General features: G+C 42.7%; 28 protein-coding genes and 1 pseudogene. All 29 read right to left on the reverse strand.

What is annotated here, in order from left to right; genetic code table 11:
- Positions 1-211 (reverse strand): annotated as a pseudogene (locus RYP29_RS02525) (hypothetical protein); the annotation flags it as partial.
- Entirely contained in the window at positions 204-2,552 is a 2,349-nt protein-coding gene (locus RYP29_RS02530; protein WP_311532037.1) for a phage tail tape measure protein, read from the reverse strand. The gene RYP29_RS02530 and the pseudogene RYP29_RS02525, both read right to left, overlap by 8 nt.
- Positions 2,553-2,701: 149 nt before the next feature.
- Positions 2,702-3,025, reverse strand: coding sequence for a hypothetical protein (locus RYP29_RS02535; protein ID WP_311532041.1), 324 nt, complete (start codon positions 3,023-3,025; stop codon positions 2,702-2,704).
- Positions 3,025-3,543 (reverse strand): phage major tail tube protein, encoded by a 519-nt coding sequence (locus RYP29_RS02540; RefSeq protein ID WP_118090973.1) that lies wholly within the window; start codon positions 3,541-3,543, stop codon positions 3,025-3,027. The genes RYP29_RS02535 and RYP29_RS02540 overlap by 1 nt, the downstream gene beginning before the upstream one ends.
- Positions 3,544-3,557: 14 nt before the next feature.
- Entirely contained in the window at positions 3,558-5,003 is a 1,446-nt protein-coding gene (locus tag RYP29_RS02545; RefSeq protein WP_311532054.1) for a phage tail sheath family protein, read from the reverse strand.
- A complete protein-coding gene (locus RYP29_RS02550) occupies positions 5,003-5,305 on the reverse strand; it encodes a hypothetical protein (protein WP_311532056.1) in 303 nt (100 codons plus the stop codon). Before RYP29_RS02550 ends, RYP29_RS02545 begins: the two co-directional genes overlap by 1 nt.
- Complete coding sequence (locus RYP29_RS02555; protein ID WP_311532058.1) at positions 5,305-5,766, reverse strand: hypothetical protein; 462 nt, start codon at positions 5,764-5,766, stop codon at positions 5,305-5,307. Before RYP29_RS02555 ends, RYP29_RS02550 begins: the two co-directional genes overlap by 1 nt.
- Before the next feature lie 3 nt (positions 5,767-5,769).
- Positions 5,770-6,324 carry a phage tail protein gene (locus RYP29_RS02560; protein ID WP_311532060.1) on the reverse strand — a complete coding sequence of 185 codons (555 nt, stop codon included), beginning with the start codon at positions 6,322-6,324 and terminating at the stop codon, positions 5,770-5,772.
- Positions 6,321-6,644, reverse strand: a complete 324-nt coding sequence (locus tag RYP29_RS02565; RefSeq protein WP_311532062.1) for a hypothetical protein — start codon at positions 6,642-6,644, stop codon at positions 6,321-6,323. Before RYP29_RS02565 ends, RYP29_RS02560 begins: the two co-directional genes overlap by 4 nt.
- Before the next feature lie 2 nt (positions 6,645-6,646).
- Positions 6,647-7,048 (reverse strand): hypothetical protein, encoded by a 402-nt coding sequence (locus RYP29_RS02570; RefSeq protein ID WP_311532063.1) that lies wholly within the window; start codon positions 7,046-7,048, stop codon positions 6,647-6,649.
- A gap of 19 nt (positions 7,049-7,067) precedes the next feature.
- Positions 7,068-8,105 (reverse strand): major capsid protein, encoded by a 1,038-nt coding sequence (locus tag RYP29_RS02575; RefSeq protein ID WP_311532064.1) that lies wholly within the window; start codon positions 8,103-8,105, stop codon positions 7,068-7,070.
- Positions 8,106-8,117: 12 nt separating this feature from the next.
- Positions 8,118-8,453: a hypothetical protein gene (locus RYP29_RS02580; RefSeq protein WP_311532066.1), complete on the reverse strand. Its 336-nt coding sequence runs from the start codon at positions 8,451-8,453 to the stop codon at positions 8,118-8,120.
- Positions 8,454-8,467: 14 nt separating this feature from the next.
- Positions 8,468-9,529: a head maturation protease, ClpP-related gene (locus RYP29_RS02585; RefSeq protein ID WP_311532068.1), complete on the reverse strand. Its 1,062-nt coding sequence runs from the start codon at positions 9,527-9,529 to the stop codon at positions 8,468-8,470.
- Positions 9,456-11,042, reverse strand: a complete 1,587-nt coding sequence (locus RYP29_RS02590; protein ID WP_311532069.1) for a phage portal protein — start codon at positions 11,040-11,042, stop codon at positions 9,456-9,458. Before RYP29_RS02590 ends, RYP29_RS02585 begins: the two co-directional genes overlap by 74 nt.
- Positions 11,039-11,263 (reverse strand): DUF6148 family protein, encoded by a 225-nt coding sequence (locus tag RYP29_RS02595; protein ID WP_311532071.1) that lies wholly within the window; start codon positions 11,261-11,263, stop codon positions 11,039-11,041. Before RYP29_RS02595 ends, RYP29_RS02590 begins: the two co-directional genes overlap by 4 nt.
- A gap of 14 nt (positions 11,264-11,277) precedes the next feature.
- Positions 11,278-11,679, reverse strand: coding sequence for a hypothetical protein (locus tag RYP29_RS02600; protein ID WP_311532072.1), 402 nt, complete (start codon positions 11,677-11,679; stop codon positions 11,278-11,280).
- The gene (locus RYP29_RS02605; RefSeq protein WP_311532074.1) at positions 11,679-12,986 is read right to left on the reverse strand and encodes an N-6 DNA methylase; all 1,308 of its coding nucleotides are present in this window, start codon (positions 12,984-12,986) and stop codon (positions 11,679-11,681) included. The genes RYP29_RS02600 and RYP29_RS02605 overlap by 1 nt, the downstream gene beginning before the upstream one ends.
- Positions 12,983-14,851, reverse strand: coding sequence for a phage terminase large subunit family protein (locus RYP29_RS02610; protein WP_311532076.1), 1,869 nt, complete (start codon positions 14,849-14,851; stop codon positions 12,983-12,985). The genes RYP29_RS02605 and RYP29_RS02610 overlap by 4 nt, the downstream gene beginning before the upstream one ends.
- Positions 14,848-15,390, reverse strand: coding sequence for a hypothetical protein (locus tag RYP29_RS02615; protein ID WP_119982595.1), 543 nt, complete (start codon positions 15,388-15,390; stop codon positions 14,848-14,850). The genes RYP29_RS02610 and RYP29_RS02615 overlap by 4 nt, the downstream gene beginning before the upstream one ends.
- Before the next feature lie 150 nt (positions 15,391-15,540).
- Positions 15,541-15,714 (reverse strand): DUF1540 domain-containing protein, encoded by a 174-nt coding sequence (locus tag RYP29_RS02620; protein WP_119982594.1) that lies wholly within the window; start codon positions 15,712-15,714, stop codon positions 15,541-15,543.
- Positions 15,715-16,113: 399 nt separating this feature from the next.
- On the reverse strand, positions 16,114-16,536 hold the full coding sequence (locus RYP29_RS02625) for a hypothetical protein (protein ID WP_311532081.1): 423 nt from the start codon (positions 16,534-16,536) through the stop codon (positions 16,114-16,116).
- A complete protein-coding gene (locus tag RYP29_RS02630; RefSeq protein WP_311532083.1) occupies positions 16,533-16,748 on the reverse strand; it encodes a hypothetical protein in 216 nt (71 codons plus the stop codon). Before RYP29_RS02630 ends, RYP29_RS02625 begins: the two co-directional genes overlap by 4 nt.
- The gene (locus tag RYP29_RS02635) at positions 16,735-17,343 is read right to left on the reverse strand and encodes a DUF3310 domain-containing protein (protein WP_311532085.1); all 609 of its coding nucleotides are present in this window, start codon (positions 17,341-17,343) and stop codon (positions 16,735-16,737) included. The genes RYP29_RS02630 and RYP29_RS02635 overlap by 14 nt, the downstream gene beginning before the upstream one ends.
- Before the next feature lie 3 nt (positions 17,344-17,346).
- Positions 17,347-18,720, reverse strand: coding sequence for a DEAD/DEAH box helicase (locus RYP29_RS02640; protein ID WP_311532087.1), 1,374 nt, complete (start codon positions 18,718-18,720; stop codon positions 17,347-17,349).
- On the reverse strand, positions 18,668-18,940 hold the full coding sequence (locus RYP29_RS02645; protein WP_311532089.1) for a VRR-NUC domain-containing protein: 273 nt from the start codon (positions 18,938-18,940) through the stop codon (positions 18,668-18,670). Before RYP29_RS02645 ends, RYP29_RS02640 begins: the two co-directional genes overlap by 53 nt.
- 456 nt (positions 18,941-19,396) lie before the next feature.
- The gene (locus tag RYP29_RS02650) at positions 19,397-21,331 is read right to left on the reverse strand and encodes a virulence-associated E family protein (RefSeq protein WP_314985596.1); all 1,935 of its coding nucleotides are present in this window, start codon (positions 21,329-21,331) and stop codon (positions 19,397-19,399) included.
- 493 nt (positions 21,332-21,824) lie between these two features.
- The gene (locus tag RYP29_RS02655; protein WP_311532093.1) at positions 21,825-23,501 is read right to left on the reverse strand and encodes a PcfJ domain-containing protein; all 1,677 of its coding nucleotides are present in this window, start codon (positions 23,499-23,501) and stop codon (positions 21,825-21,827) included.
- Positions 23,502-23,519: 18 nt separating this feature from the next.
- Positions 23,520-23,867 (reverse strand): hypothetical protein, encoded by a 348-nt coding sequence (locus tag RYP29_RS02660; protein WP_311532094.1) that lies wholly within the window; start codon positions 23,865-23,867, stop codon positions 23,520-23,522.
- 12 nt (positions 23,868-23,879) lie between these two features.
- Entirely contained in the window at positions 23,880-25,646 is a 1,767-nt protein-coding gene (locus tag RYP29_RS02665) for a DNA polymerase (protein ID WP_311532096.1), read from the reverse strand.
- Positions 25,647-25,774: the final 128 nt, after the last annotated feature.

Raw genomic sequence — 25,774 nt, forward strand, 5'->3', positions numbered from 1 at the left:
CGATTGATGCGGTTAGCTTAGCCCCTTTTTCAGGGAACCAATCGGACATCCAAAGTTCTTCTATATCGTGTAATGTGATTGATATATCATCGGCTTCTCCCGACATGACGTCGTTATAGCTGAAATCCTTTAAATACGGAACCAGGTCTTGTGTGATGTCCTTTTGGTCATACTGCAGTTTGACAGTCACATAGCGCAAATTACTAGGCATAACTTACACGACCTTTCCGGTTTTGGATTTCAGCAAGGCGTGCTTCTAAGTCATCCATTGCGCCACCTACTGCACTTTTAATTTGTTGTACCGCACTTGCATCGGCATTACCATTAATAGTGATGTTGATCGGTGCGGAGACAGATACAGCGGAGTTACCTTCACTAGGTAAAAGCCCCATCATGGCGCCGGTTTGCTTCCATAATGCTTCAGCTCTTGGCGTACCATTAAGTGGAATGGCCGCCTCTGCAGATTCTTCGGCGAAGGTAGTAAGGAATGATCCCTTGCCGTAAATACCGCCTTTCGCGTTATGTTGTACAGATTGTCCATTTGCCGTTGCCGTGCCTTCTACTCTGGCTTGAATTGGTTTACTAAAAATAGACCTAACCCATTCCCATTTCTCACTAATCCAATCAAACAGACCTCCGAGTTTACTCATAACCCAATCGTAGAATTGGCCGAGTGCCGCCTTAGGGTCTTCCCATAATAGAGTGAACCAGGCTTTCACTTGATCCCAGTTAGCAATTAGCCCCATTGCAGCGTAAATTAGCCATCCTATAGGGCCTGCCATGAACGCGATGATGGCCGCCGTAGGAGATTCCCACATCGATGTACAGAAATCGGATACTATTTCAAAGTGAGTAACGAGCCATGCCAACACACCGATTAATGCGGCAATAGCTAATATCACCAATCCTATCGGATTAGCACTCATCGCCGCATTTAACAACCATTGCGCCGACGCGGCCGCATAGGTCGCAACTGTGCCGGCTATCATCGCTGCCTTATGGATGCCAGATGCAATCACATTGCGCATAGTTGCCATACGTTCCGATTCCATCATAAGCCGATAAGCCGCATGGGCCGCCGTTACGCTGAAGTAAACCGCTTTCACTGCTTTATAGGCAATTACCATCCCCGCTACGGCAACGCTTGTTTTGATTATCGCTTCCGTAAGTTCGGGGTGTTCACTAGCTACTTTTGACACATATGCTGCTTCGTTTGCTAAAGAATCCCCCAACTGGGCAAGAGTAGGAAGCATAGTACTACCGATTGAAATTGCCACAGATTCTGTTGCTGATTGCAACCGTATCATAGCGCCGCGTGCATTATTTTGCATCGTTTTAGCCATTTCCTCAGCGGCACCGTCACTGTTTTCTAGTTCTTTCGTTAAATTATCTAACGCATCTGGCCCTTGATCAATTACAGCTACCCAAGCTGATGCAGCGTTCGTGCCGAAGATAGTCGCAAGTGTAGCAAGTTTTTGCTCCTTGCTCATATCCTTAGTCTTATCTGCTAAGTCGCGAACGATTTCGCCCATCTTACGTGGCCCGTTGGTATCGTTCATCGCAATACCTAGGCTGTCTAGTGCGGCTTTGGCTTCTTCTTGTTGCGCTGTAGCTTCACTTAATGAAAGCCCCATTTCCTCAATCGCTTTAGTAGATTTCGAGGAAGTGCCTGCCAAACGTAAGAAACCGGAACGTAATGCAGTACCGGCTGCAGATGCCTTAATACCACTGTTGGCCATAAGACCCGTAAGTGCGGCCGTTTCTTCTAAGCTTGCACCAAAGGCGTGCGCTACTGGTGCAGCGTACTTCATTGTTTCGCCCATCATTTCGACAGTTGTATTTGTCTTAGTGGTGGTTTTAGCAAATACGTCCGCCATATGCCCTGCATGTTCTGCGCTTAGGCCAAAGGCTGTAAGGTCATCAGATACGATATCCGCAGTACGTGCCAAATCCGTATTACTAGCTGCAGCTAAGTTCAAAAGCCCTGGCATACCTGCCATGATTTGTTGAGAATTCCAACCGGCCATGCCGAGATATGTCATCGCTTCGCCTGCTTGTGTGGCGGAGAACATTGTTTTCTCGCCGAGTTCACGAGCGGTGGCCGTCAATTGTTGCATTGCCTTATCATCAGATACGGTGATTGCCTTTACCTTGGACATCACTGCTTCAAAGTCTGCCGCTTTAGATAGCATCCCAACGAGCGGAGCGGCCATTACAGCAGTAGTAGCCATAGTGCTACCTAAATCACTACGAGCACTTTTAGCATTAGCGTCGGCGGCAATTTTATTTTGCATTGCTTTTCTGAGTTTTGCGTCTTTGGCTGCCGTTTGGTCTAGCGCCTTACCAACTTTCTCCGTTGCGTTGCGGTAAGAGTCCATGGAAATAACGCCTTGCTTTAATGCAGAATCCAAAGCCCTTTGTTGCGCTTTCAACTCGGTCATTTTAGAGCCGTATTGCGTCAACGTACCCTTGGCTTGCTGCATCGACGTCTTAAACCCTTGGGCTAAGGCGCCGTTTATTGCAAAAGCAATCTCAAATACTTTACCCGCCATAGTTCCTCCTTTCTTTTAAATTTGTGTACGCAAAAAGCGCTTGATGGATTAGTCCTCTTCATCCCTCAAGCGCTTTTCATCTTCAAGAACAAATTCTAAATCGTCTATCCAATCTGCTATTTCAGCGATTGGGGTAGACATCCAAAAGTCTATGCCTCCGCACTCTCTAAGTCGGAGGGCAATTCTTCGGCATTGTTGTCCGGGAGAAGTCCCATTTTCTCTGCCGAACCACGCAATAAAAAAACGCTTACCTCTGCGCACATTTCGGTGAATTCAGAGATTGGCATTGTCATCAATACCTTTGCGCTTTCCTTTAACGCTATGGCGGCAACTTCTGCCTGAAATCGTTTAGAAAATGTAACATCTGGGGTCATATCGCCTTCACGGCGGACACGGAGTTCCGCCTTTGTGAAGTCAAACCCAGTTAAATTGTTTAAACCGTCAATTAGCTTTTCGCGATCATATGTAGCCATTATTTACCCAATGCCTCCCTTACAGATGCCAAGTAATCAACGCCATTGATTACACAAACATAGTTGAATTTATCGATTTCAGTACGTGTTTTACCACCAACAGTCATTTTGAAATATACAATTTCAAACTCTGTAGAGGTATCTGTTTTACTTGCCTGTTCAAATTTGCCAAGACCGATTTTCTTAGGCATCACTTTAGCATATACGCTGACTGCTTCTGGCACTAATTCACCTTTTGCAGAGTCATATAATTGTTGTGCGCCACGAATTTCGATATCATGCACCTTTTGACTAGCAAGGTCGGTCACATCTTTATCAATAGTATTCCATTTAATGGACATGTTCATTGCCTTAGTTTGACCAAGTACGCCCAAATCAACTTCGCCGGCAATGCCCGCGCCCTTGATGGTGTCGCTGATAAATTCGATATCAGGTAAGGTTACATCGGCGTAACCATATAATTCTCTGCCAGAGCTAAAAATGGCAAAGTCAATCAACTTATCTCTATGTTTAGCCATGAGTTACCTCCCTCTTAATTAAATAATGTGCTCATGTAAGACGAATCATATTCTTGAATAAAGTCGATTTCACGAGCCGGTGTTGGCACACCTAAATATACATGGAATCGATAAATTCCGTTCAACAAATCTGTTGTAGGGTTTTCAGATTCCAAAAATTCAACACGGGCCCCAAGAAGCGCACCGGATGCTGTATGCCCATTTAGCCACGCATTGGCACTATTCACTACGTTATTAATCAAACGCTTGTTCCCTGGGTCGTCAATTTTAGACCAAAAGGAAGTAATCAACGTATTGGATACCCAGTTAAACATACGGCGTACAGGAATAAAAGAATCCTTAACATCTGTATTAGATGGGTACGCTGTGGTACGATTGCCCCAGGCTCTCCAGCCACCGATGAAATTAAGCGCAGTAACGACACCTTGGCCGTTCAAATATGCGGCTTCATCTGGGCCTAAATAGATTTCAGTACCGTCTTTTAATACAGCGCTATCCGCTTGCAAGGACTCATTAGATGGAGACTTATAAGGGATATCGTCATATTTGGCGTCTGTCTTAGCCATAAGACCGGCTAGCTGTGTGGATAAATGGAATTGGCGGTTAGCTAACGCTACTTTTGGCCAACATAAAATTTGACGTTCATCGACGTAGTTCTTTTTATTTTTCCATTCGCTAACTGCAGTTGCTTTTTTAATTTCATCGGTAGGGGCATCACATAAGGACATAGCTTGGAACATACCATTAATAGTAGTTTCCTTTGCTTTCATTACAGCCGCTACAAGTGTATTATGGGACCAGCCAGGAGCCAATAAATTACCTGGAATTAAGCCAAATCGTGGGAATACTTCATTGATAAGTTCCAAACCTTTACGCTTACCTTCAGTATCCACACCGCCGACGATGTCATCTGCCGTTACCATAGATGGGTCTACGTAATCATAAGTTACCCAAACAGATGTTGCGCTATTAAGTGCCCCTGTAGATACAATCCCAATAAGCAATTTGCCTTCATCGTTAAATGCCGCAGTGTAATCAACATTGATAGTTGATGCTGTACCGCCGTTTGTGGCAGATACTTTTAACGTATTGAGTAATACAGGGTCTTCAATTGTTACGACTTTATCCTGAATTTGTTTTTGCGTGGATGCCAAAGTCTTCTTATGTTTCTTCGGATCAAGAACATTAATAAAAACAACCGGCGCCATTCCAAATAAAGAGAATTGGGAATACATAGCTTCACACAAGGTGTATTTATCCCATTCTTTAGAATACCCAAATTGAGTAGTGGCAGATGCGTAGTTGTAGCACAATACGGCTTTATTAGCTTCCGCTGGGTCTGTGGCCAAATGCACAGGCGCGGTACCAACATAAACCGGTAAGGCTGCCGTAGCTTCTGTCATAGAAATAAGAGAAGTAGGTACCTCTCTTGTATAAATTCCGTGTCTATAGTTTCCCACTATCTACGACCTCCTTTTTTAAATTCAAGGTAAGCGGTGTTCATCGCTGTACCTTCTGTTGCTAATTCTTGCTGTGCTTCTGCAATCTTATTAATTGGCACAAACAACAAACGTAGCATTGCTTTATCTTCACCTACCGTAGCAGGAATGCCATCAATATAAACGGTACCTGTGGAAAGACCTAATTCAGCACTATTAGGACCTAAGTAGATTACTTGTTTAGCATCTTTAAATGTAACTGTTTTTTCCGCAGTCTCAATTGCTTCATTTACAATTTCAACTGGTGCATCAGCTTTTGCCATTAAATAATCATCTCCTCTCGTATTTGTTCGATATCATATTTAACTGTCATAAACCCCTCCCAATACGGATAGGCTTGATCCGGAGGGATGTCGGTATCAATTCCGTGTTTATCATCCATTACTAAACGGTATCGCTTAGCAATAACAGGATGGGCCAGTAATGCTTGCCGTGTGGTTTCTAAGAAATTAGTAATCTCCATCCAGCCCTTTTCCACATCCTCGGAGTACACGCCATGGATTAGAAACAGTTGGACAGTTGACCCCTGCAAGGTATCCTCAATCTTATTAATGCGAATAACAAGATGCGGATATTGGTCCTCCTTGGATGATTCTTTCATTTTTAAAAATCCCGGCACAACCAATAAAGGATTCCCCTTTACTTGTGCATCATCGCTAAAATAGTTGGCATGCACCTTCTTTAGAAAATTTCCTAAATCAGTTGCTAATTGCGTAGGTGTCATCGATTACCCTCCTATTAATGCGTCGAGCGCGAGTTCCATTTGCTTTTGCAATTCCTGCTCTGCTTTATTCCCAACAAAAGCGGATATCTTGGCATCACCCAATATGCTTGGTACCGAAGGGCCGTGAAATTGCCCTATCGGATACCTGTCTGCACTCTTTCGATACATTGCCCCGATATGTCCACTTCTCATACGAGCAATAAAAGCATTAGGGATTGGCCCACCGCCGCCGTTCCGCATTACTTGTGCTTTGACTATGCGCCCTCTCCGTTTAGGCGGACTTTTTGGCGTAACTCTGAATTTGGTAAGAGCTATCGGTCTACCCTTTGAACGAATAAAGGCAGATAAAGTCATGCCTGTCTTATCCACCTTTATGGTTTTATTGATATTCGATTTAGTAACTAGGTACTCTTCGTTAACACGATCAACTGCAGCTTTTTTGATTTTAGGCAAAGCTTTGTTGATAGCTTTTGCTGTGGTTTTCGGAGTACCAACGACTAGCGCGTCTATCTTAGCTAGCCCTTCCTTCAGCCCTTTTATGTCAACAGTTACACTCACGAGTTATTCCCCCTAAGGACAATATTTAGCATACCCATGTCATCTTCACATGATTGGACCATCATAATGCGGCCGTTAAAGCGAAAAATTTGATTGTACTCCGGCACCTCCGGTAAATCCCGCTTGGCCACGTGTACTATAATCGTATCGTAAATCAGCCCATCAATATCCTGGCCCATGATTTCGACATGCTGCTTATCGGTAAGACCTTCCGCCACAGCATAGCACTGCGTGCCATTTAGATTATGTACTTCGGCAAATTCATTGGAATTGATAAATACCTTTTCAATGTCATTTTGCGCAAAGTCCTTAAATCCCATGATTATTCACCTAAGATATTGAGGAGTTCTTCACGAGTAGCGTTTTCCGGAACATCCAATTGTTCAGCAGATGCCATTACGCGAAGTGCTTCATCGGATAAGAGTTCCAAGTTGACGTCCGCGTCAGAAGCAAGAATATCGGAAATCATGTCCGCCTTTGTGGCTTTGCTTGCTAAATCAAGTCCAATAGATTTACCATAACCGGCAATATCCGCATTCGTCATAACGCCAAGAGCTACGGCTAACGAGTCTTCTGCATTGTTTTTATCATCATCACCAACTACGACAGCTGCGCCTAAACGAATTAGGCGCTCTTCCTCTTCTGTAGTTAAATCGGAGATGATATCACCTGGATTATACACATAATCACCGGTATTAATCGCGTGCTTAGCTTGTACAGGCATTAGTCTTACCTCCTTTCAATTACAATACGTCCGCTACGAAGTAGGAATCTACATCAAATGGAACGTAAATAGGGCGAGATTGTAATTCCAAAAATACCGCATCAGGGTCACGATTAACCAATCGACGTAATACATATTCACCTTCATATGTTACAAAGTCCATACCTTCACCAGGGATGATTGTATTAGCGCCATACAATTTAGTGAATTTAGCCATATCAGAAGCTACCAACAATTTACCGGTAGGTACCATTTCCTTTTCTTGGCCGTCTGTTGGGTCTACGTAGTAGTTATCATAAGTAAATACGTTACATTGGATTTGACCGCCCATGAAGCCAGCATAAACAGCACCTTCGGCCATTTGTTCGAACTGTAAAAGCCCCATTTCTGTACGACGGTTATCAAATAAGGCCAAGATTTTTTTATCAGATAGCATTACTTCTAATGTTTCAGAGTTCATGACCAACGTATTTGGATTAAAGCCGGATGCTTTCAAGCATTTCTTTTTCCATTTGATGATGTTAGCCACAATTTCCGCTGCAGATTGGCCCCAACGTGCAGTACCAGATAATGTTTCTTTATTGGTGAAATTAAAGTCTACAACATCATCAATGCCTTCGCCTTTGATGTGTGCCTGACCATTGAGTAATACGTCTGCTGCCATAACTTCTTGAGAACGTACCAAGTTATCCTTTAATTCTTGTGTATCTTGCGCCAAGAGTTGGATAGCACGTTCTTCAGGAGTCACAGTACCTGCAAATGGCTGTTCACCAGCTAAACGAACCTTGATATCATTTTCTGTGATAGGGCGTTTTTCTTTCTTTTGCGCAGGTTTATACGTTGTTGTAGTCATGCCTGTGCGTTGAGATAAAGGTGCTGTAGAGTTAGGTGCCACCCAAGGTGTAATAGTACGGCGACCTTTTACAATGTCAAATGAAACTGTTTCTGTTAAGAATGTTTTTGTATCTTTGAAAAATAAGTCTTTCAAAAAGGATGGCACATCGGGAGTACGACGAACCACCGCAGCAAGTGTTTTTGGTGCGTAAATATTATCCATGTATCCTCCTTATTAACGGAAATAAATATTGCGGGCTTCAGCTTTCGCTGTGAAGTCTTCCGCTTTTTTACCAGATTTGAATACTAAATTAGCTGTAGCAAATTCACCGGTTACGGCAATTTCTGCAACTACATCACCTTTTGTAGCGTCAATATCTGCTAATGCTACACCGTATACATCTGTATCCGCACGTTTAGCTTTTTTAGTTGTAGCTTCAAATTCTAATACTGTGCCCGCTTTAATTACTGCAGCATCTTGACCGATTGTTACTTTCTTAGTAACGACTGGCATTTGTGTGCCAGCAATTAGAGGTTTATACTCTAACTTTTGTTCTTCCACGTATGGCATATTGTCTGCCCTCCTTATTTCTTATTGCGTGCTTTCATTACACGATCAACAATTTGCATTGTTTTTTCGGAATCATCGATATCCTCGTCAAGCACTTGACCGGGGACCGTGTCAACTTGATTAGATGCATTGTTAGCATCTTGCACTAATTGCTGTAATTGATTAGTTGGTTGTTCAGGTTGTGGCATATTGAGTAATTCAACAGCTACATCTTGAACAGTAGCGTATGTTTCATATTTAGCGCGATTGATTACCTCTGCGCGTGCTTCGTTATTAATCCCATCAAGGGCTTGTAAACGTGCACGTTCAGCAGCAACGCCCGCATTAAATACTTCATCATATACGTCCGCATAATCTGTACGTAACAATTCAGCAGTTACTTCCATTGGTTCCTCTCCTTTCTCTTCATATTTATCAACAGGCAGCCCTTTGAGTACATCCATACTCATTGGTAAGCCATTGACAATTAAGTCAGTGCCTTTACGGCATGCAACCATTTGCAAGGATTCATCTACACTTGTGCAGAACCCTTTCTCCAACGCTTCCCTTGCTGTTAGCCAAGTTTCGTCGTCCATCATGGTTGCGATTTCTTCACGAGTTAACCCGGTGCGGGCTTCGTAAATATCGATAAGGTTTTCTTTTGTTTTACGTAACGATTCTGCGGCTTTTTCAAAATCATCTGCTTCACCAAATGCATATGAACTAGGATTATGAATCATCATTTCGCTACCCAGAGCCATATGAATTTCATCGCCTGCCATTGAAATAATAGAAGCAATAGATGCCGCTAGGCCCTCGATAATAACAGATTTCTTATTTTGTAAAGCTCGCAATCGGTTGTAGATTGTAACGCCCGCCGATACTTCACCGCCTACAGAGTTAACATGTAGAACGATGTTTTGAGACGGATCCAAGCCTTGGAGTTGTGATAGTACGTTAGAAACGCCTGTATCCTCGTCCCAATAACTGGCCCCATTCATGACTACGCCATAAATGTCGACGTCAATCGTCTCCGCTTCCTGAATCAGATTTAGCGGAGTTCGAATTTTGAACTGAAATTTGTTGTCCTTGTTCATTCAACAAGCCTCCTTCATCCATAGATTGGTGTTCTCGAATACGTTGTGGTAAGATTTCATTTTCATAATCCATGCCTGTAAGCTCTGCCGCCTCCTTAGCACGAGTACTAAATGCATTCTTAACACGAATTTCTGCTGCAGTAGCTTCCTTCTGTGGGTCTAATTGGCCTTGTGATGGCCCGTACCACTCAGCACCTAGCCATGATTCTCGAATGATTGGGTCATCAAAGAAACCTGGTGCATCAATGCGACCTAATAGAATGGCCATTGTAAGCCACTCCTCGTAAATAGGATTGCAAAATTGAGTAATAAATTCGGCACGTTGCGTTTCAACAGACTTCCAATATTCGAGTAGCGCCGCTCTTGATGCAGAGTAACTTTGACCAAAGTGCTTAACTAAAATCTCATATGGAATTTCTAGCGCTGCACCTACGTGGCTAATAAGAGAAGACGTAAAGTCTGCAAAGCTCGTTGGTATCGGCGTTTTTTCTGCCACATTTACCTTTTCACCTGGTGCCAAGACATTTACTGTGCCATTGCCTAATTCGATTGTTTCGTCGTTTTCAGCATCCACTTGATCGTCTTCGTCAATCGCAGTCCCTAGCGACATGTCGTCCGGTGCTTCCGATTCAATAAAGATGGCCATTAAAGCATTAACTAATACTTTCATAACTTCCGCATCATTGTACCGACTGAGCACTTTCAAGTCCTCAATTACCGGGGACAATATCGGAATACCACGCAACTGACCGCTTCGCTCAATCGTCATAACCTGGATAATATTCCGTCGCCCAGTTTGTGTTCCGTACTTCGGAATATATGTGTAGTCATGATCATCGTTAAAAGAGTTATACAACTTATTTAATACGTAGAATCCAACGGCTGCGCCATATTTATTGAACTTAACCCCATGAATGACATCGTTATTCTCATCTTCTTCACGCCCCATATATTTAGGCGGAGAGGCCACAAGAATCGATTCAACAATCTGCAATCGCAATGGGTACGGGTTCTTATCCGATTGATTAAACAATAATGGTAAATTTACAAATGAATCGCCGTACAATAGCTTTTCATAGTACACTAAAGCCTGAATTCCGTAGAAGTCAGTCTGTTCACGCGCATCGCAGTGCTTGACCCACATTGCAAATTCACGTTCTGTCTTGCGCTCCCAAGCGTTCTTTTCTTCGAACGTTAGTCCTAGCTCTTCGTAGCGGATATTAGCCTTAAATCGTAGGCCCGGACCAATAACATTGGTTTTATTCGTCTTTAGCGCACCTGCTGCAATTGGTGTACCTTGTTGTAGGTCTACAGACCGTGCCCGTAGCATCCTAAAGTTAGCATCGATATCATGCCTTGCATCTTGGGAGTTAACCTGGTACCCTTTGGCGCTAGATTTAAAGCTATTAGCGCCGTGATTAGAATAGCCTGAGTTTGTTTTACTCCCAGAATATTGCGTTGCTTTGTGCCTGCCCGCGGCGGTTTTCATAAACTGCTTCTTACGTTTACTCATATATCCCGCGGAATGACACGGTATGCACGACGTCGAGGTCTATTCTCTATCCTTGCTACTTCATTGCGCCAAAAGTTGATGCGGTCTTTCACCTCTTGCACATTCGCACGAGTTAACCGGCGATTACCAATGGTGTATTCTTTGCCTGTTGCCAGCGCTAAATCTGCTTCTAGCCACGCCTGCAAATGCTCTTTTGCCTCATATATTGTCCATTCTGCCATCCTTTCACCTCCTTTCACGCATTAAAAAAGCGCCCATATTGAGCGCTTAGACTTGTGCCATGCATAGATTGGAACATCATGCTTATTAAAGCCTGCGTTTCCACATCCGTGTGGCACAATATCTCCATATGTTTGATGTCATGAGCTGATATATTTAGACCTTGCCTATATTTATATAGAAATTCAGGCATTGCCTTTTCTATCATTAAAAATAAGTAATAAGGGATTACGTTTCGTGGTTGAATCACTACATATTTAGCGTCAACTTGTTGCGCCTCAACTAAATACACCAACTCCCCTTTACTAGCCGATACTTGCAAACAAATACAGCCAGACGGATATATTTGATCCTTCTTAGGTCTTCCTAGTATATCCGCAACTTCCGTAATTTTAATTTTCTTGTAATTTCTTAACATTACACAAACATCTTTTGAAGTAGATACTTCTTAACATCTTCTATTTTTTTTATCACTGCTTCTTGCTCCTCAACTGTACACGCGCTATCAGATGATACCAAAAACTCTGTAAATTCTTTTACAAATTCATCGTGCTCTTTCTGCGCGCCAGGATCCGTACAAACTAATTGCTTTAACATCTCCGCAATTTCTAAGCCCAACGTCCGACTTTCTCGATTAATTTCGTTTAAGTCCTTAGCAAGCTGTACCGCATCTGGTATTTCTTCAGGTTCAAAGCTGTCAATGTAGCGAGGAATATTCAGATTATAGTCATTGTCTAAAATAGTAGACACGCTAATGTTACTAGAATATCGCTCTATATCTGCCCGGTCCTTGTACGCTTTAATTACTTTTTCCACCTGTTCGGCGGTCATTATATTTTTATTTTTGTACTTAACAAAATCTTTTTGTGCATCAATAAATAAAATATCGGTGTTGGCTCGATTTTTCTTAAATACCAATATGCATACAGGTATACTCGTGTTCGTAAATAGATTAGAAGGCAATCCAATGACCGCATCAAGTAAGTTATCCTCAATAAGCTTACGCCGTATATCGCCTTCTGCTTGCCCTCTAAAAAGTACGCCATGTGGCAATATAAAGGCTGCGGTACCCGATGCGTTCAGCGAATATAACCCATCCAATATAAAGGCAAAATCCGCTTTACTCTTTGGGGCTAGCTTGTAGCCTTCAAAACGCTCATCCATTTGCGGAACCCAAGATTGACTATATGGAGGATTACTAATCACAGTATTATATTTTTTACTTCCAAGCATTTCTACTTTAGCTACTCGGCCAAAGCCCGATATTGCGGATTCAACTCTATAATATGCAAGCTCTTCATTGGTAAGAACGTTCTTCTCTACTACTTCTGCATCGATATTAGCCATTAACAGATTGAGCAGCATAAAAGCTATCGCATTTTTTGAATACTCTTCAAGCCTTAGTGTCACGGTATTATCTGCCTTAAATTTGGCTAAGGACAACCCGCCAATCCCTGCGCACACATCGCGAACATCACCGCCAGGGGTAATACCTCCGATTATATCTAGTACGCATTGTGGCGTGTAATCTTGCATATAGTTTTTTCTATCCGCGCTATGTTCTTCAAATTCAGTAAGTAACGCTTCATACGAATAGTACGGTTTTATCGCCTTCAAAAGTACCGAACATGTATTCGAATCTAGCAACGCCTTTGTTAGAGCGGTAGGTATTTCGTGCACTTCACGAATATTTAATTCTTCCATAATCCTTTGTAGGATTGTCATAATCGTATCCCTCCTCCTCTAACTCGTCGTCTCGTTCGTTTCTTCGGTGCATCGCCCGCTTTCACTACACGAGTCGTATTCTGATACGGCGTATACTCTTCCTTACTATTCCTAGCCTCTAATGCATCGAAGTTCGGATTCATAATAGCAATAGCAGCTTGATTATAGTTTCTAATATCAAATGGTTCATTTCTTTTTCGTCCTGGGCGTAGCACCCATTGCTCTTTGAAATGGCCATTAACTAATTTAGATACTTTCATTTCTGCTAATAGGCCCTCAAAGTATTTCTTCCCATACCCTTTTTCATGATCTTTTGGGAAGTGGCAATACCTAGGTTGGCCTTTTTCTTGATTCAAGTCGCTGTAAATTTGTTCCTTGCCCGTATCTACACCGAGCTTAAATAATTTAGTTTTGTACTTTTTCAACTTTGTAGGCAAGCCGTCAATCAGGTCTTTACCTGCACCGCCTACGCCTTTGATAGGGTACACGCGCTTATGCCATCTAGTTGAACAGTACTTATATACCGATTGGGTCTTACTACCGCCAGAGTCAATACACGTAACTGATACGCCTCGTTTTCTACCATCGGCATAAGACCATGTACGATTTAAAATAATATCGTCTAATTCTTTCCATACGGCGTCGTAAGCAGGGTCTCCATATAATCTGAAGTATTGTATACCCCAGCTCTCATAATCTTTCCCCCAGCCGACGATTTCACACTCTAAGCGGTCATCCTGAGTATCGACACCGCATGTTAAGAGTAGAACTCCATCCGGCAACTCTGCGCCGTAGTCTTCTCTGCGTTCATAGAGCACTTCAGACTGTAATGTTTCTGTATCCTCTTCATAAGGAATACCCATTTCAGTATTGAAGAACGTCTTAACGCCGGCCGTCCCGAGTTTGGTTGCTTCCTCGTATTTATCTTGCAGTTTTCCCCAAGATGCCCAAGGCGAGCCAAACGCGTTCATGTGAAAGCTTCGGCAATTGTACTTCTTTAAATTTTCCGGCGCTTCTGCAATCCATTTGCCCTCTCGATACAGTTTCTTCCATTCGAACTCCTCTGATAGCGTTCCGCAGTGATCACAGGCCAAGTAGTACTTGCCTGTATCCTCGTCTGCGTGGAACTTATCCCAGGACGGATACACGTATTCGCCACAAGCCGGGCACTTAATGTGCCATACCTCTTGCGTACCACCTAGATACAATTTCTCTATCCGGCTGGTACCTTTGGCCAATGGCGTAGATGCGTACACGTGCTTTCGATTGTAGAACGTATTAGTACGCTTTTCTGCTAGGCTCAAAGGGTCACCTTCCGTCCCTGCTGATGCAGGATATCGGTCAATTTCGTCCGCTAGTAGTACTCGAATTGGCCTAGATGCCAAATCTGCTGGGGCGTTCGCCCCTACTAATGTTAGGTAACCGCCAGGAAAGGTCTTATTTAGCACCGTATTGCCACTGTCCCTAGATTTTACATCGGCCATTTTATCGTTCAGTACTTTTGTGTCACGAATAAAGGGAGCAATACGAGTTTTCGAAAATTCCTTCGCTATATCTTTTGTAGGCTGCATAAACATAATTGGTGATGGAAAGTAATCAATAAAATAACCCAACACATTTTTAATGAGCTGGGTTTTACCTATTTGTGAGCCGGTCATATAGACTACTTTTTCAACGTCAGGGTCACTCACCGCGTCAAGCATTTCCCTTTGATAAGGTGCCCTATCGGTGGAATACTTCCCTGGTTCGGCACTATCCTCTGTAGATAGCACCACGTTAGCGTTGGCCCATTCCGACGCAGTAAACTTTGGTGGTGGTTTTAGGACACTGGCCAGCCCTTTAAATAGGTTGCATGTGTGCTTCAATCACCTTCACCTGCCTCGTCGTCATCCACGATGATATCATCGGACTCATCGTGGAACATGTTAGGGTCATATTCAGACAATTCAGTTAAGCACTCATTCACCTCATCGAGAAGTGTATCTTGAATGACTAACAAATTCGTCTCACCTAGCACTTTAGGTGCTGCTTTTAACGGCAACGCCTGGAGCTTACTTTTAAAGTTATTCAACATTCGATTCATTACGGCTTTAACTGTGTTCGAGCGGTGCAATTCTCCATTCATGATCTTCAGTTTGTTTTCTTCAATCATCCGTTTAGTTCGAGTTAACAAAGTTCGTTCTGCATCATATCCGCCTTCTCGTGCTTTCTTTTCGAGTTTACTTTCCCCAGTTTTATACGCAACAAATGCTTGTACTGTTTTCGCAATATTGTACTGTCCGCGTTTTTCCTTTTCGAATATACCGTCCTCGGTCAACTGCTGAACACGTCGAGAGCTGATTCCGAGTACTTTTGCCACAATTTTAGATGATACTAATTCGTCAACGATTGTTACGTTCGTCACAGTCTCTCCTCCTTTCAAAAGTTGACCGTTTTTGAAGCCGAACAGCAGTTCGGAAAAATAACTAACTAGCTATTTCGCGGGGTTCGGATGACCCACGGAAAATATTTTTTGTTTGGAGTACCTTTATGGCCCCCTATTGGGGCTGAGGCCCTAGCCCCCATACATGCCCCCTCGCCAGTGCTGTTTGCGTGAATGTTTCATCATATCTTTAGCAAAGGCTTTAGCTTTGCAATTACCTTTACTGCCAAGGACAATAGCATTAGCAGTACACTTATTACGTTTGTTATGTAAACAATCTTTAATATGGCAAGTAATATCTGTCATACTATTCTCTCCTTTCTATTGGCAGTTAGATTCTATTTGTAGGCTTAATCACTATCATCATAGGAGTAGTGATTTGATATAGTTATGTAGTCAAGGAAATCTCTTACATTGTGTATTGGTTGTAGTTAAACAAGGCTATTCTATTTTGTACGAAAACATCTCATAGGTGTCGCGAATTTATTTTGGTATAGTTTGTTATTTGAAAGGATTACATTTGCATTACGAACAGGTACCCCCTATGATGATATTGATTAAACCTGCATAATACAAAAGGACGCCAAGTACATCTGGCGTCCTTTCCTTATTCACTTCCTGTGAAGTTTCCCAACTTTCACACCTACAGTATACCACATGTCGATGTACTGTTTTGTACTGTTTTGTACTGAGATGTATCGACTTTTACATCATAGAACGAATGAACCCTACTTCAGTTAGTGCCCGGTCGTGTAATTCTCCTCGCACCCTAGCTTCGCTGTAGCCTAAAATATCCGCTACTTCCTTCCAGTTTTTACCTTGCGCGTATCGTTCTGTTAGTAGCATAGCCAATTCGTTTGGACGCACTTGACTAATCACGCTTCGTACTTCTGCTTTAATGGCTTTTAACCGTTCTATTTCCTTTCGTTGCAATTCAACACATTGCTCGATACCAGCTACTATACCGGATAAATCGCCGCAATGCCCGCCCGATACCCTATCCTTGCTGTAGTCCGTGGCGGACAACGTGTCCGCCTTACGTTCTATCTGTGCCTCAATATCACGCTTAATTGAATCTATGCGGTCATCAATTCGTAATATTTGTTGCATGTACTCTTTATCGGTCACTCTTCCGCCCCCTTGCAATATCTCCATATCTCGTATAGCTTATACTGGTCCTCGTGCTTACGGCTCACCGTCCATGGACTTTTACCTTCAGCATACACAAGCGCGTTACCTGTACCGCCCCACATAACATCAATACGATAGAAATGCCTGTGATACCAATGCTTATTGTCATTTGATACTAATACGCAATCACCTTGTTTAAAGTGTTCCATTCCCCATCACCTCATTGATATATCTATCCAAATACCACCTTGCTTTTTTTAGGTCTTCGAGTTTATCACCCTTGTACCCTGCGCGTGCGATGTACTTGATGACATTACCAAGATGATACGGCAGTTGTTGATCTTCGATAAAATCAATCACCTCAATCTTACCTCTTGTATAATGCGATGGATGGTTTACGGCATCGTGCTTAATATTGCCATACAGTTTATCCTTATCTTCAACAGTTGGTACATAAACAGTTAACTTTTTACTGTCTTCCTTCTGTATATCTTCTGTCTCTTTACTGTCTATCTTCTGTCTATCTTCTGTCTTGTTACTGTCTACTGTAGTCATTTTTGCTTCCTCCTCAACTTCCTTCTTGGATTTATGACAGAATTTAATTGCACAATCAGGGCAATATTTACGCGGTCGGCCCTGTGGCTTTCTAAAATATTCAAACGGCTCTCCGCAGCCTTCGCATTCCCTAACTTCTAATTTAGTGCCTGCTGGCGGAGGCGTCATAACTTCCATGCACTCCGGACAATAATCTTCCGAAGTCTTCACCGTAAACTTTGTACCGCACTTTCTACATTTTTTTTGCATAACTTACTCCTTATACAACTCTTTACGATATTTGATAGCTTCGAGTAGGGCATCTTGCCCTACTTCCTTCCGCTCTAATGCTTTCATCACTTGCTCGTCCATCGTTCCTTTTGTTACTAGATGATGGATAATAACCGGTTGCGTTTGGCCTTGCCTGTGTAGCCTTGCATTAGCTTGCTGATATTGCTCCAAGCTCCACGTTAATCCATACCAGACAATGATGTTGCCACCAGCTTGAATGTTTAGTCCGTATCCAGCCGATGCGGGGTGTGCCAATAACATTTGAATGTTACCTTTGTTCCACTCGGCCACATCGTCATCGGTCTTTAATTCGACAGCTTTTGGAAAGGCCTCTTTAATCGCTTGCAGGTCATGTTTGAAATTGTAGAATACTAACATCGGTTTACCCTCATTTGTTTCTACCAATTCTTTTAACCGCTCGACCTTCTCATTATGGACAATAATAGTTTCGCCGTCGTCGGTATAAATGGATCCATTTGCGAGTTGTAATAGCTTACTTGTCAGTGCTGCCGAATTCAAAGCGCTCACGTCGTCTGAATCTATTAGGCTCAATACGTGAGTGTACTCCATTATTCTATATAGCCCATATTCCTCGGGACTCATTTCTACCGTGATTACGTTTTCAATACGTTCCGGAAGATTTAGGTAATCCTTTGCTTTTAAGCTCATACAGATATCTTGCATCTTACCGTATATAGCTTTATCTCCTCCTGGTAGTAGACGGTAGCTGTAGACGATATGCCCGTTTGTTTTATCAGGGGTAAAATATCGTAATCGATACTCAGTAAGGGTTTTACCTAGTCGTTCACCACCATCTAACAAATACATTTGCGCCCATACATCCATTAACGTATTCGGTGCCGGTGTACCAGTTAAAATGACTACTCGTTTGAAGAAAGGCCTCATTTTACGTAGCGCCTTAAATCGTTTAGCCTGTGGATTCTTAAACGATGAACTTTCATCAATAACAAGCATATCAAAGGGAAATTTCCGCTTTGGTTGTTCAAAATAATAGTCATACAACCATTGCACGTTCTCACGATTCATCACATAGATATCAGAATCACTTTCAAGTGCTTTGATGCGGTCCTTTTCAGGACCTAGCACAGATGCTATTTTCAAATAGCTTGTTTCATTCCATTTGTTAGCCTCTTGCACCCAAGTCGATTCTGCTACTTTTTTAGGTGCGATAAGAAGCACTTTTTTAATATCGAATTGGTCATACATTAGCTGCTCGATAGCGATTAGTGTAGAAATTGTCTTGCCTAAGCCCATATCAAGTAACAGCCCATAATGTGTATGGTCAATGATTCTTTGAATTGCTATCTTTTGATAATCGTGTGGATGAAAGTTCATGAATCGCCCTTCTTATATCATCAACAAACAATGTAGCCCCTAATTTACCAGTAACTACGGAAACGCTGGCACCCAGCTTTCGCATCCGTTCTATCTGCACGCGTTGATTAGGCCTTAATCGCCCTTTCTCGTCTTTTAGTTCAGCGAACACGACTAGGCCACCCGGTAAGATTACAATCCGATCCGGCACCCCATCATTTCCTGGTGATACGAATTTCATATATATGCACCCCAGATTTTTGAGTTGATTTCCCAACCAACGCTCGATGTCTTTTTCCATTCTCTCACTCCATTCTCAATAAATAATCGGCAACAGGCCGCAGCCTATATAAAATCTGGCTTCATCGGGGTTGTGTTGCCGATGTTTTGTTTTTTTTTCTCACATATATATATACGCGTATTTGCGTTTTTTGCGTGTATACGTATACAAGCACTTATTCATATATTTATTATTTTTAATTAATAGTAAATAATAGAAAACATCGGCAACAAATTGCAATTAAGATAGACAACAACTACACAACACGTGTTGCCGATTTTGTTGCCACACGTGTTGCCGTTGCCGATTATTTTCGCTATATCAAAACATATCGATGTATAGGCTTGTATAAAAACTATTTCGATGTATTTCGATACTTAAAAATTAGCTAATCGGCAACAAAAATCGGCAACACGATTATTTACGATTTTTAACTATCATTTTTGCCTTATTTTGGAGTGTACTGTCCTCCCTTATAAACGCTCTTTGCACGCCATACATCTTTCCAAATCGCATTTTACCAACGCTCTTTGAATAAGGGCTCCACCCTTTTATGGATTGCAAGATATCAATGATTTCTCCGGCCTTCGCTTTCTGCAGGTTCTTCCTGTCCCCCTCCATCACTTCGCACCATATCTCAAGGGCGCACACCCGTTCCCGCTGCACTGAGCCACAATGATCGTCATCGCCATAATTCCTGATATAATCGCGTCTATCAAAGATATCTAGCGACTCCCAGTTCTCAGGTAATAACATATCAAGGTATTCTTCAATGAGACCTACGAGTTCACCACCTTCGGTGTGTGATAATTGAATTCTAAGGGCTTCTTCTTCGAGTTCACCTTCAAGGACTAAGGATTCACCATTAGCCCAGTAATAGTAAGCTTCTGCCCATAATTGGTCGATGTCATCTTGCGTTATGTCCCAGGCGTTTTTCGTCTTACGATCTTTGTCGCCTGTGATTGGCCAGAATCGGCGGTTACCGGTTCTATCCTTTAAGAACATAAGATTATTGGTGGAACCTGCGAACACACACTGGCGAGGGTACTCTTCGGTGCGCCTGCCATAGGGTGACCTGAACCGGTCAGAGGTACGGCTGATAAAAGCTTTTACAATTTCGTTATCGTTCTTGTAGGTAGGTGCCAGTTCCGCGAGCTCGTTAATCCAAGAACCCTGGATTTGTTCAAGGGCATCTTTGGTCTTAATATCAACCAATGAATTATTGAACCATTTACGGCCTAAGCGTTCTAAGATTAACGATTTACCGAGACCTTGAGAGCCGTATAATACGATAGCCGTATCGAACTTGATACCGGGCACCGTGACACGTGCTACAGCACCGCACATCCATTTACGAGTAACGGCTCTAATATAATCGGTATCTTCAGCACCGATATAATCGATAAAGAGAGTATCAACTCTACAAGTACCGTCCCAGGTTAGTCCCATTAGGTACTCACGCACAGGATGGAATTTGTTGGCTTGTGTTACTTCCTGTAAGGCATCGTCGATAATACCTTTACCTTTTATTAGGTATTTCGTAGCGAAGTAATTACGTAGGCACGCATCATCTGTATCAGTCCAGTACGGGGTTTCGTCCTTACCACGCCATGGTAAATCATCAATGACGACTAAGCGGTGCGCGAATTCGTCAAGGCGGATTTTACCTTTTAACGCGGGGTCGTATTTAAGAACGATTAAGCAGTTGAATACATCTGATTCAGGTGTACCACGGCGGTCACGTTTGAGCTTTTCAAGGAAGTCTTCCTCCTCGTCCGTGATATCCTCAAACTCCATATCCGCCATGCGTTCCTTATCGAGCAGTACGGGGGCGGCGCCGTCTTCATTAACAAAATCAAGCATTGCCTTATAGCTCGGAAGGTCTGTTACTTTGGTGCGTGGATCCGCGTCGGTATCTTCGGCACCAAATAAGTGGATTCGTACTAGGTCAAACGCATTGACGAGCTTACCACTGATAGGGTCAGTTGCATGATTCGAGTATGCAAACGTATCATTATCGTAAATGACAAGACCAGCTACTGAGCTGCCTTCTGTATACGTGTAACGGTCTTCGTGCTGCGTTGGTGCATAGACTTCAGGGAGAAACTTATGTATCGCATCCGTGATACTGTAGCATCTACAAAAGGCACCCAGTAGGCCCTTTTTCTCTAATGGGTTACCTTGCTTTTTCGCCGCATCAAGTCTGATTTGAGATTCTTTACTTGATGTTGGCCAAAGGCTCGTATCACGCCAGTCCCTGTATGTACTTAAATACGTATCGACTGAAATTAGCTTGCCTTCATTATGTTGGTATACATATTTAACATCTTTAGGGCAACTTGGCCAATACATCAGGCGCTCCGCCTGGTGCGTTGATGAATCGAAAGATTCAATACCAATATCATCGGCGATACGTCTCGAGACTGCTTGGTACTCATCAGGAGACATCACTCTATCGGTCGGAATGATGACGCGGTATCGTGGATTATCAGGGGTATGGCTGTGCGTACTGTATAGCACGTATTCCATATCACCTAGTTCCAAATCAAGGTTTGAAATGAAATCCTCACTAGGTGAATCCGCATCAAGAGTAATCAAATATCTTTCTTTGACTTCCCCTCTAACTCGTCTACCATTATTGGGAATATAGCCACCTACGAAACCGCCCACATCTTTCCTCCGGCCCTTTTCGTCCTTAGGCATTTTGACGTATTCAGCAGCCGTTTCGTTAGTGACTGTTGGCGTGGATAATTTGTTGGCCAACGCACTCCAAGTCATTTTTTGAGACTTCCAGCTACGGGCGGAGCGATTTCTGCCCGTAGCTATGATGATATTTGTATCCATATTACATCGCTCCTCCCTTCGCAAATTGGATGTCTCTTATAAATTGCGGTACTTGTAATTTATGCTTTTTAACCCATTGGCACACAGCATAATTGACATCGTGGTTATCGCTAACGCATCTGTTATTTTTTAACTTGGCCTGATGTATTTCAACGAAGTTATCTGTATCCTTGTTAGGATTAACTTCAATACATGCTACCGGCTTGTCGCTTTTATAGACACCTACGATGGCACACGTTCCAGCTTTTACCTTATCGACATAAGTACCAACACAATTATTCAATTGCACACCTAATCGGATGATGCCGTGCGTTGATTTGATCACGTTGAAAGTAAGCCCTTCAACTGAATCAGCTAATTTTTTATGACGTAAGCTCTGTTGCACTGGCAAGTTTTCGGCTTCTTCAAATTTAGATAAGCACACAATCTCGTCATGCAGGTCTTTAATTTGAATTCGTCTAGCCCAAACTTCTTTCTTTTTGCTTCTTGATAATCTAAGATACATATCAGATGTATCTTTAATTTCGGAATAAGAATCGGCGTTTTTAATGAACAATAGAGTACGCCGCTCACCGTATTGGTGCCTCATGATGGATAGGAACTTTGTAAACATAAGCAAGGCCTGTTCGCTATTCCATATTGGCCACGATTGAATATATCCTGTCCCCCCACCTTCCTCTGCTACGAGGTCTGTAAAGGCCTTTTGATAATCCATGCTTTTGAATATCTTGCTGGCCGTCTTAATTACTTTCACATAAAAGAAAGGACGTATTGACAGTAATCTTCGAACCCAGCGCTTATCTGGTAATTCATAAAGCTGTATTAGAGCTTTAATAAATGGTGTACCGGTGCTTGTTAACTCAGTAATACTTAAAGTGCCCACCTTGTCAGATCCGAATGGTCTAAAATAGGTGTCATAGTCTTTAACTAATACATCGTTTAGAGCAGGCGCATCTGGTGCATGCATTTTCCAAATTAGGTTGTGTAGTAAGTTATCAATCGCCCCATATTTGGCCGATAATAAAACACCCTGTCTAATTACCTTAACTTTGTAACCTACTTTTTTAGATAACTTAGTAAAATAGGCTTCCTTTAGCACTTTGGCAAAAGTCTTTAACTCGTTTTTATGCTCCGCTAATCGACAATTTGGAGTTGTTACAAGCCATCGTAAGGGTAATGACTTTGAGTAGAAGCACGATATATTAGGCTCGATTTCAGATACTATATCGGCACGAGTGCGTTTCTTTTGAACCAGGAATACTTTTCCTTGTTTAAAATCAAAACGCAATATGTCGATAAGATGCGGTTTGTATCCGGGGTAAATCGACTGCATATCATTATCGACATACACTGTGTGGTAGTCGAATTTAACGTCTAATATTGATCCCCTATCGATGATTGAAAGTTCAATATCAAGCGGAATATTATCATTACTCGAAACCTCAGCAACACAATCATCGTTTGTGTGAATGAGTTCTCCGCATTGTGGGCAATAAAACTCATTTGACATATAAGGGTCTACAATTTTGCCCATACCAGATGACACGGAAGGCCACAAGCAGGCAAAGGATTGCCCGCAATCTACGTGGTAATGTACAGCAGGTGACCAAGAGTTCACTTGCTTGCGCCGTACTAGGTCATACAGCTTTTTGACTGACAAACTAAATAATACCTTCATAAGGCGCTAACCTCTTTCTTATAACAAATCGTCTAAATCGTCTTCTTCATCAACTACTGGGACATCTTCAACTGGAAGAACTTCCTCTACCGGGGCTTTCTTTTTAGTAGTGCGTTTACGCTTAGATTTTTCAACGGGTTGCTCTTCTACTTTAGGAGCGTCATCTACGGTTGGCGTTTCTTCAGTCTTTGCGGGCTCTGCTTTTTTACCATTGAGTACTTTAAGACCCAAATCACAAGCAGCGATACAGCCTTCGCAGTACGCCATAGCTGCGTCTTTACGTTCGCTAGCAGGTGCGTTTTTTACTAGTTCGTATAAGCTATCAATGGCTTCGCGTTGTTGTTTAATTTGTTCTTTGTTAATCATAATGACTTCCTCCTAGTCTTTCATATAATACGGGTTTTCAAATCCCGCTGCATTTAATATGAGGCCCTCATTCCAGGGCTCAGGTTTACACATAATGTCTATGACTTCATCTAAACTACCTTCACCTATAGGTGCTTCGATAACCACTTCATCGTGGATATGGGCTACGATCTTGTACCCTGCTTTTGCCAGTCTTAGCATTGATGCGGCCAAGCAATCTCTTGCAACGGCTTGTACAATGTTTTCGACGAGCTTTCCGCCGTAGGTTTCGACCCTGCCCCATGTATTCTTAACCTGATCCATACCGTCATACTCAATCGATTCACTGCCGAATCGGTTGAGCCCTATTCTAGGTCTTGCATAAGCAAGTCTACGTCCGGAGGGTAATTCGATAAACATAAACCCTTTCGATTTAAAGAATCGAATATTACCTTGCCTAATTCGTACAGGTTCGCCAGTCTTGACGACTTTCTTGGCTGCGGTATCCGCATCTTTCCAAAATCTCGTAATTCGTGGACTGGCCCTTCTCCATGCTTCGATGATACCGGGAAGTTCTGATTCAGGAATTTCCCCTTTTGAGTCCATAGATTTCATGGCACCTACGCCACCACCATAGCCAAGCGCCAATTCGGCAACCTTACCCTTTTGTCGAAGATGCCCATTTACGCCGTGCTTTACAACAGGAACGTGGAACATACTAGACGCGGATGCGCAGTAGATGTCGCCACCTTGCGCGAATACATCCTGTCGCCACTGCTCATGAGCGAGCCAGGCGATAACACGTGCTTCAATAGCACTGAAATCAGCTACTATAAAGCGGTGGCCTTCCTCTGCTACGAGAGCCGTACGAATGAGCTGCTTGATCACATCACCAGGGTTTCCATAAAGTAGGTCTAGCAATTCTACATCTCTACTTTTAAGAACGTCCCGAGCTGTATCTAAATCTTCTAGGTAGTTACGCGGGAGGTTCTGTAGTTGTACTACACGCCCCGCCCATCGTCCGCTTCTCATGGCTCCGTAAAACTGAAGCATGCCATGGATACGTCCATCGGAACATACTGCATTTTTCATGGCCAAGTACTTTTTAATTGAAGAGTTGCCTAGAACTTGCCTGTTCTTTAGGACAGTACGCACATTGGAAGGAATATCTTGTGACAGTAGATTTGACACGTCATCTTTTCGCATCGTCTCGACTTCATAGCCAAGCCGATCAGATATCCAATCCTTAAGCTGCAATGTACTATTGGGATTATCTAGCCCTGTTAGCCGTTCCGATGATGCGGTGGCCTTTTCTACTATTTCATCATTACATTGAAGGGCAGCGTCGACGAGGTCCATATCTACCTTTACGCCTCTCCAATTGATATCTTGATCTAGTAGCCAATACTCATGTTCAATGGCAGGCGGTTTCAATGAAAGCAGTCGTTTACGAATGGCCTTTTCAACCACTACGTCCTGCCGGTTGTATTCAATAAATTCAGCCCATTTGTCGGGCGCATCCTCCGGCATATTCCGTGTTTTGGGATTCGTCTTAGTAGGCTTACGTGGAACAGAAAAGAATTGAATCAATCGTTTACCCCTTGAATCCTTGGCTTCTCCTAATCGTAAAGCCTTGGACACATTATCGAGGCTCGCCGGTAAACTGCAGTATAACGCTAGCACAGAGGTACATTCCCAGTTCGTGTAGTCCGCATCAGGGAAGTACTTTTTTAGGCATAGCATTTCAAACGCTGCATTGAACGCCGTCTTTGTAATTTCCTTATTATACAAAGCGTCCACTACCCTTTCGGGTAGTGGGCGCTTTGTCATATCAATTACTTCGACTGGTTCGTTATCAAAGCTATAGGCAAAGAGCAGTATTTCAAATGTTGTATCGTCAACGTATCGCTGCGCCCCATATTTAATAG

Origin of the sequence: uncultured Veillonella sp. (assembly GCF_963534045.1) — a bacterium.
GTDB lineage: Bacteria > Bacillota > Negativicutes > Veillonellales > Veillonellaceae > Veillonella.

Bases quoted from the DNA above. Each gene is read 5' to 3' on its own strand.
- RYP29_RS02530 (WP_311532037.1), bottom strand. From the start codon at position 2,552: ATGGCGGGTAAAGTATTTGAGATTGCTTTTGCAATAAACGGCGCCTTA.
- RYP29_RS02535 (WP_311532041.1), bottom strand. From the start codon at position 3,025: ATGGCTACATATGATCGCGAAAAGCTAATTGACGGTTTAAACAATTTA.
- RYP29_RS02540 (WP_118090973.1), bottom strand. From the start codon at position 3,543: ATGGCTAAACATAGAGATAAGTTGATTGACTTTGCCATTTTTAGCTCT.
- RYP29_RS02550 (WP_311532056.1), bottom strand. From the start codon at position 5,305: ATGGCAAAAGCTGATGCACCAGTTGAAATTGTAAATGAAGCAATTGAG.
- RYP29_RS02555 (WP_311532058.1), bottom strand. From the start codon at position 5,766: ATGACACCTACGCAATTAGCAACTGATTTAGGAAATTTTCTAAAGAAG.
- RYP29_RS02565 (WP_311532062.1), bottom strand. From the start codon at position 6,644: ATGGGATTTAAGGACTTTGCGCAAAATGACATTGAAAAGGTATTTATC.
- RYP29_RS02570 (WP_311532063.1), bottom strand. From the start codon at position 7,048: ATGCCTGTACAAGCTAAGCACGCGATTAATACCGGTGATTATGTGTAT.
- RYP29_RS02575 (WP_311532064.1), bottom strand. From the start codon at position 8,105: ATGGATAATATTTACGCACCAAAAACACTTGCTGCGGTGGTTCGTCGT.
- RYP29_RS02580 (WP_311532066.1), bottom strand. From the start codon at position 8,453: ATGCCATACGTGGAAGAACAAAAGTTAGAGTATAAACCTCTAATTGCT.
- RYP29_RS02585 (WP_311532068.1), bottom strand. From the start codon at position 9,529: ATGAACAAGGACAACAAATTTCAGTTCAAAATTCGAACTCCGCTAAAT.
- RYP29_RS02590 (WP_311532069.1), bottom strand. From the start codon at position 11,042: ATGAGTAAACGTAAGAAGCAGTTTATGAAAACCGCCGCGGGCAGGCAC.
- RYP29_RS02595 (WP_311532071.1), bottom strand. From the start codon at position 11,263: ATGGCAGAATGGACAATATATGAGGCAAAAGAGCATTTGCAGGCGTGG.
- RYP29_RS02600 (WP_311532072.1), bottom strand. From the start codon at position 11,679: ATGTTAAGAAATTACAAGAAAATTAAAATTACGGAAGTTGCGGATATA.
- RYP29_RS02605 (WP_311532074.1), bottom strand. From the start codon at position 12,986: ATGACAATCCTACAAAGGATTATGGAAGAATTAAATATTCGTGAAGTG.
- RYP29_RS02620 (WP_119982594.1), bottom strand. From the start codon at position 15,714: ATGACAGATATTACTTGCCATATTAAAGATTGTTTACATAACAAACGT.
- RYP29_RS02630 (WP_311532083.1), bottom strand. From the start codon at position 16,748: ATGGAACACTTTAAACAAGGTGATTGCGTATTAGTATCAAATGACAAT.
- RYP29_RS02635 (WP_311532085.1), bottom strand. From the start codon at position 17,343: ATGCAAAAAAAATGTAGAAAGTGCGGTACAAAGTTTACGGTGAAGACT.
- RYP29_RS02640 (WP_311532087.1), bottom strand. From the start codon at position 18,720: ATGAACTTTCATCCACACGATTATCAAAAGATAGCAATTCAAAGAATC.
- RYP29_RS02645 (WP_311532089.1), bottom strand. From the start codon at position 18,940: ATGAAATTCGTATCACCAGGAAATGATGGGGTGCCGGATCGGATTGTA.
- RYP29_RS02650 (WP_314985596.1), bottom strand. From the start codon at position 21,331: ATGTATTGGCCAAGTTGCCCTAAAGATGTTAAATATGTATACCAACAT.
- RYP29_RS02655 (WP_311532093.1), bottom strand. From the start codon at position 23,501: ATGAAGGTATTATTTAGTTTGTCAGTCAAAAAGCTGTATGACCTAGTA.
- RYP29_RS02660 (WP_311532094.1), bottom strand. From the start codon at position 23,867: ATGATTAACAAAGAACAAATTAAACAACAACGCGAAGCCATTGATAGC.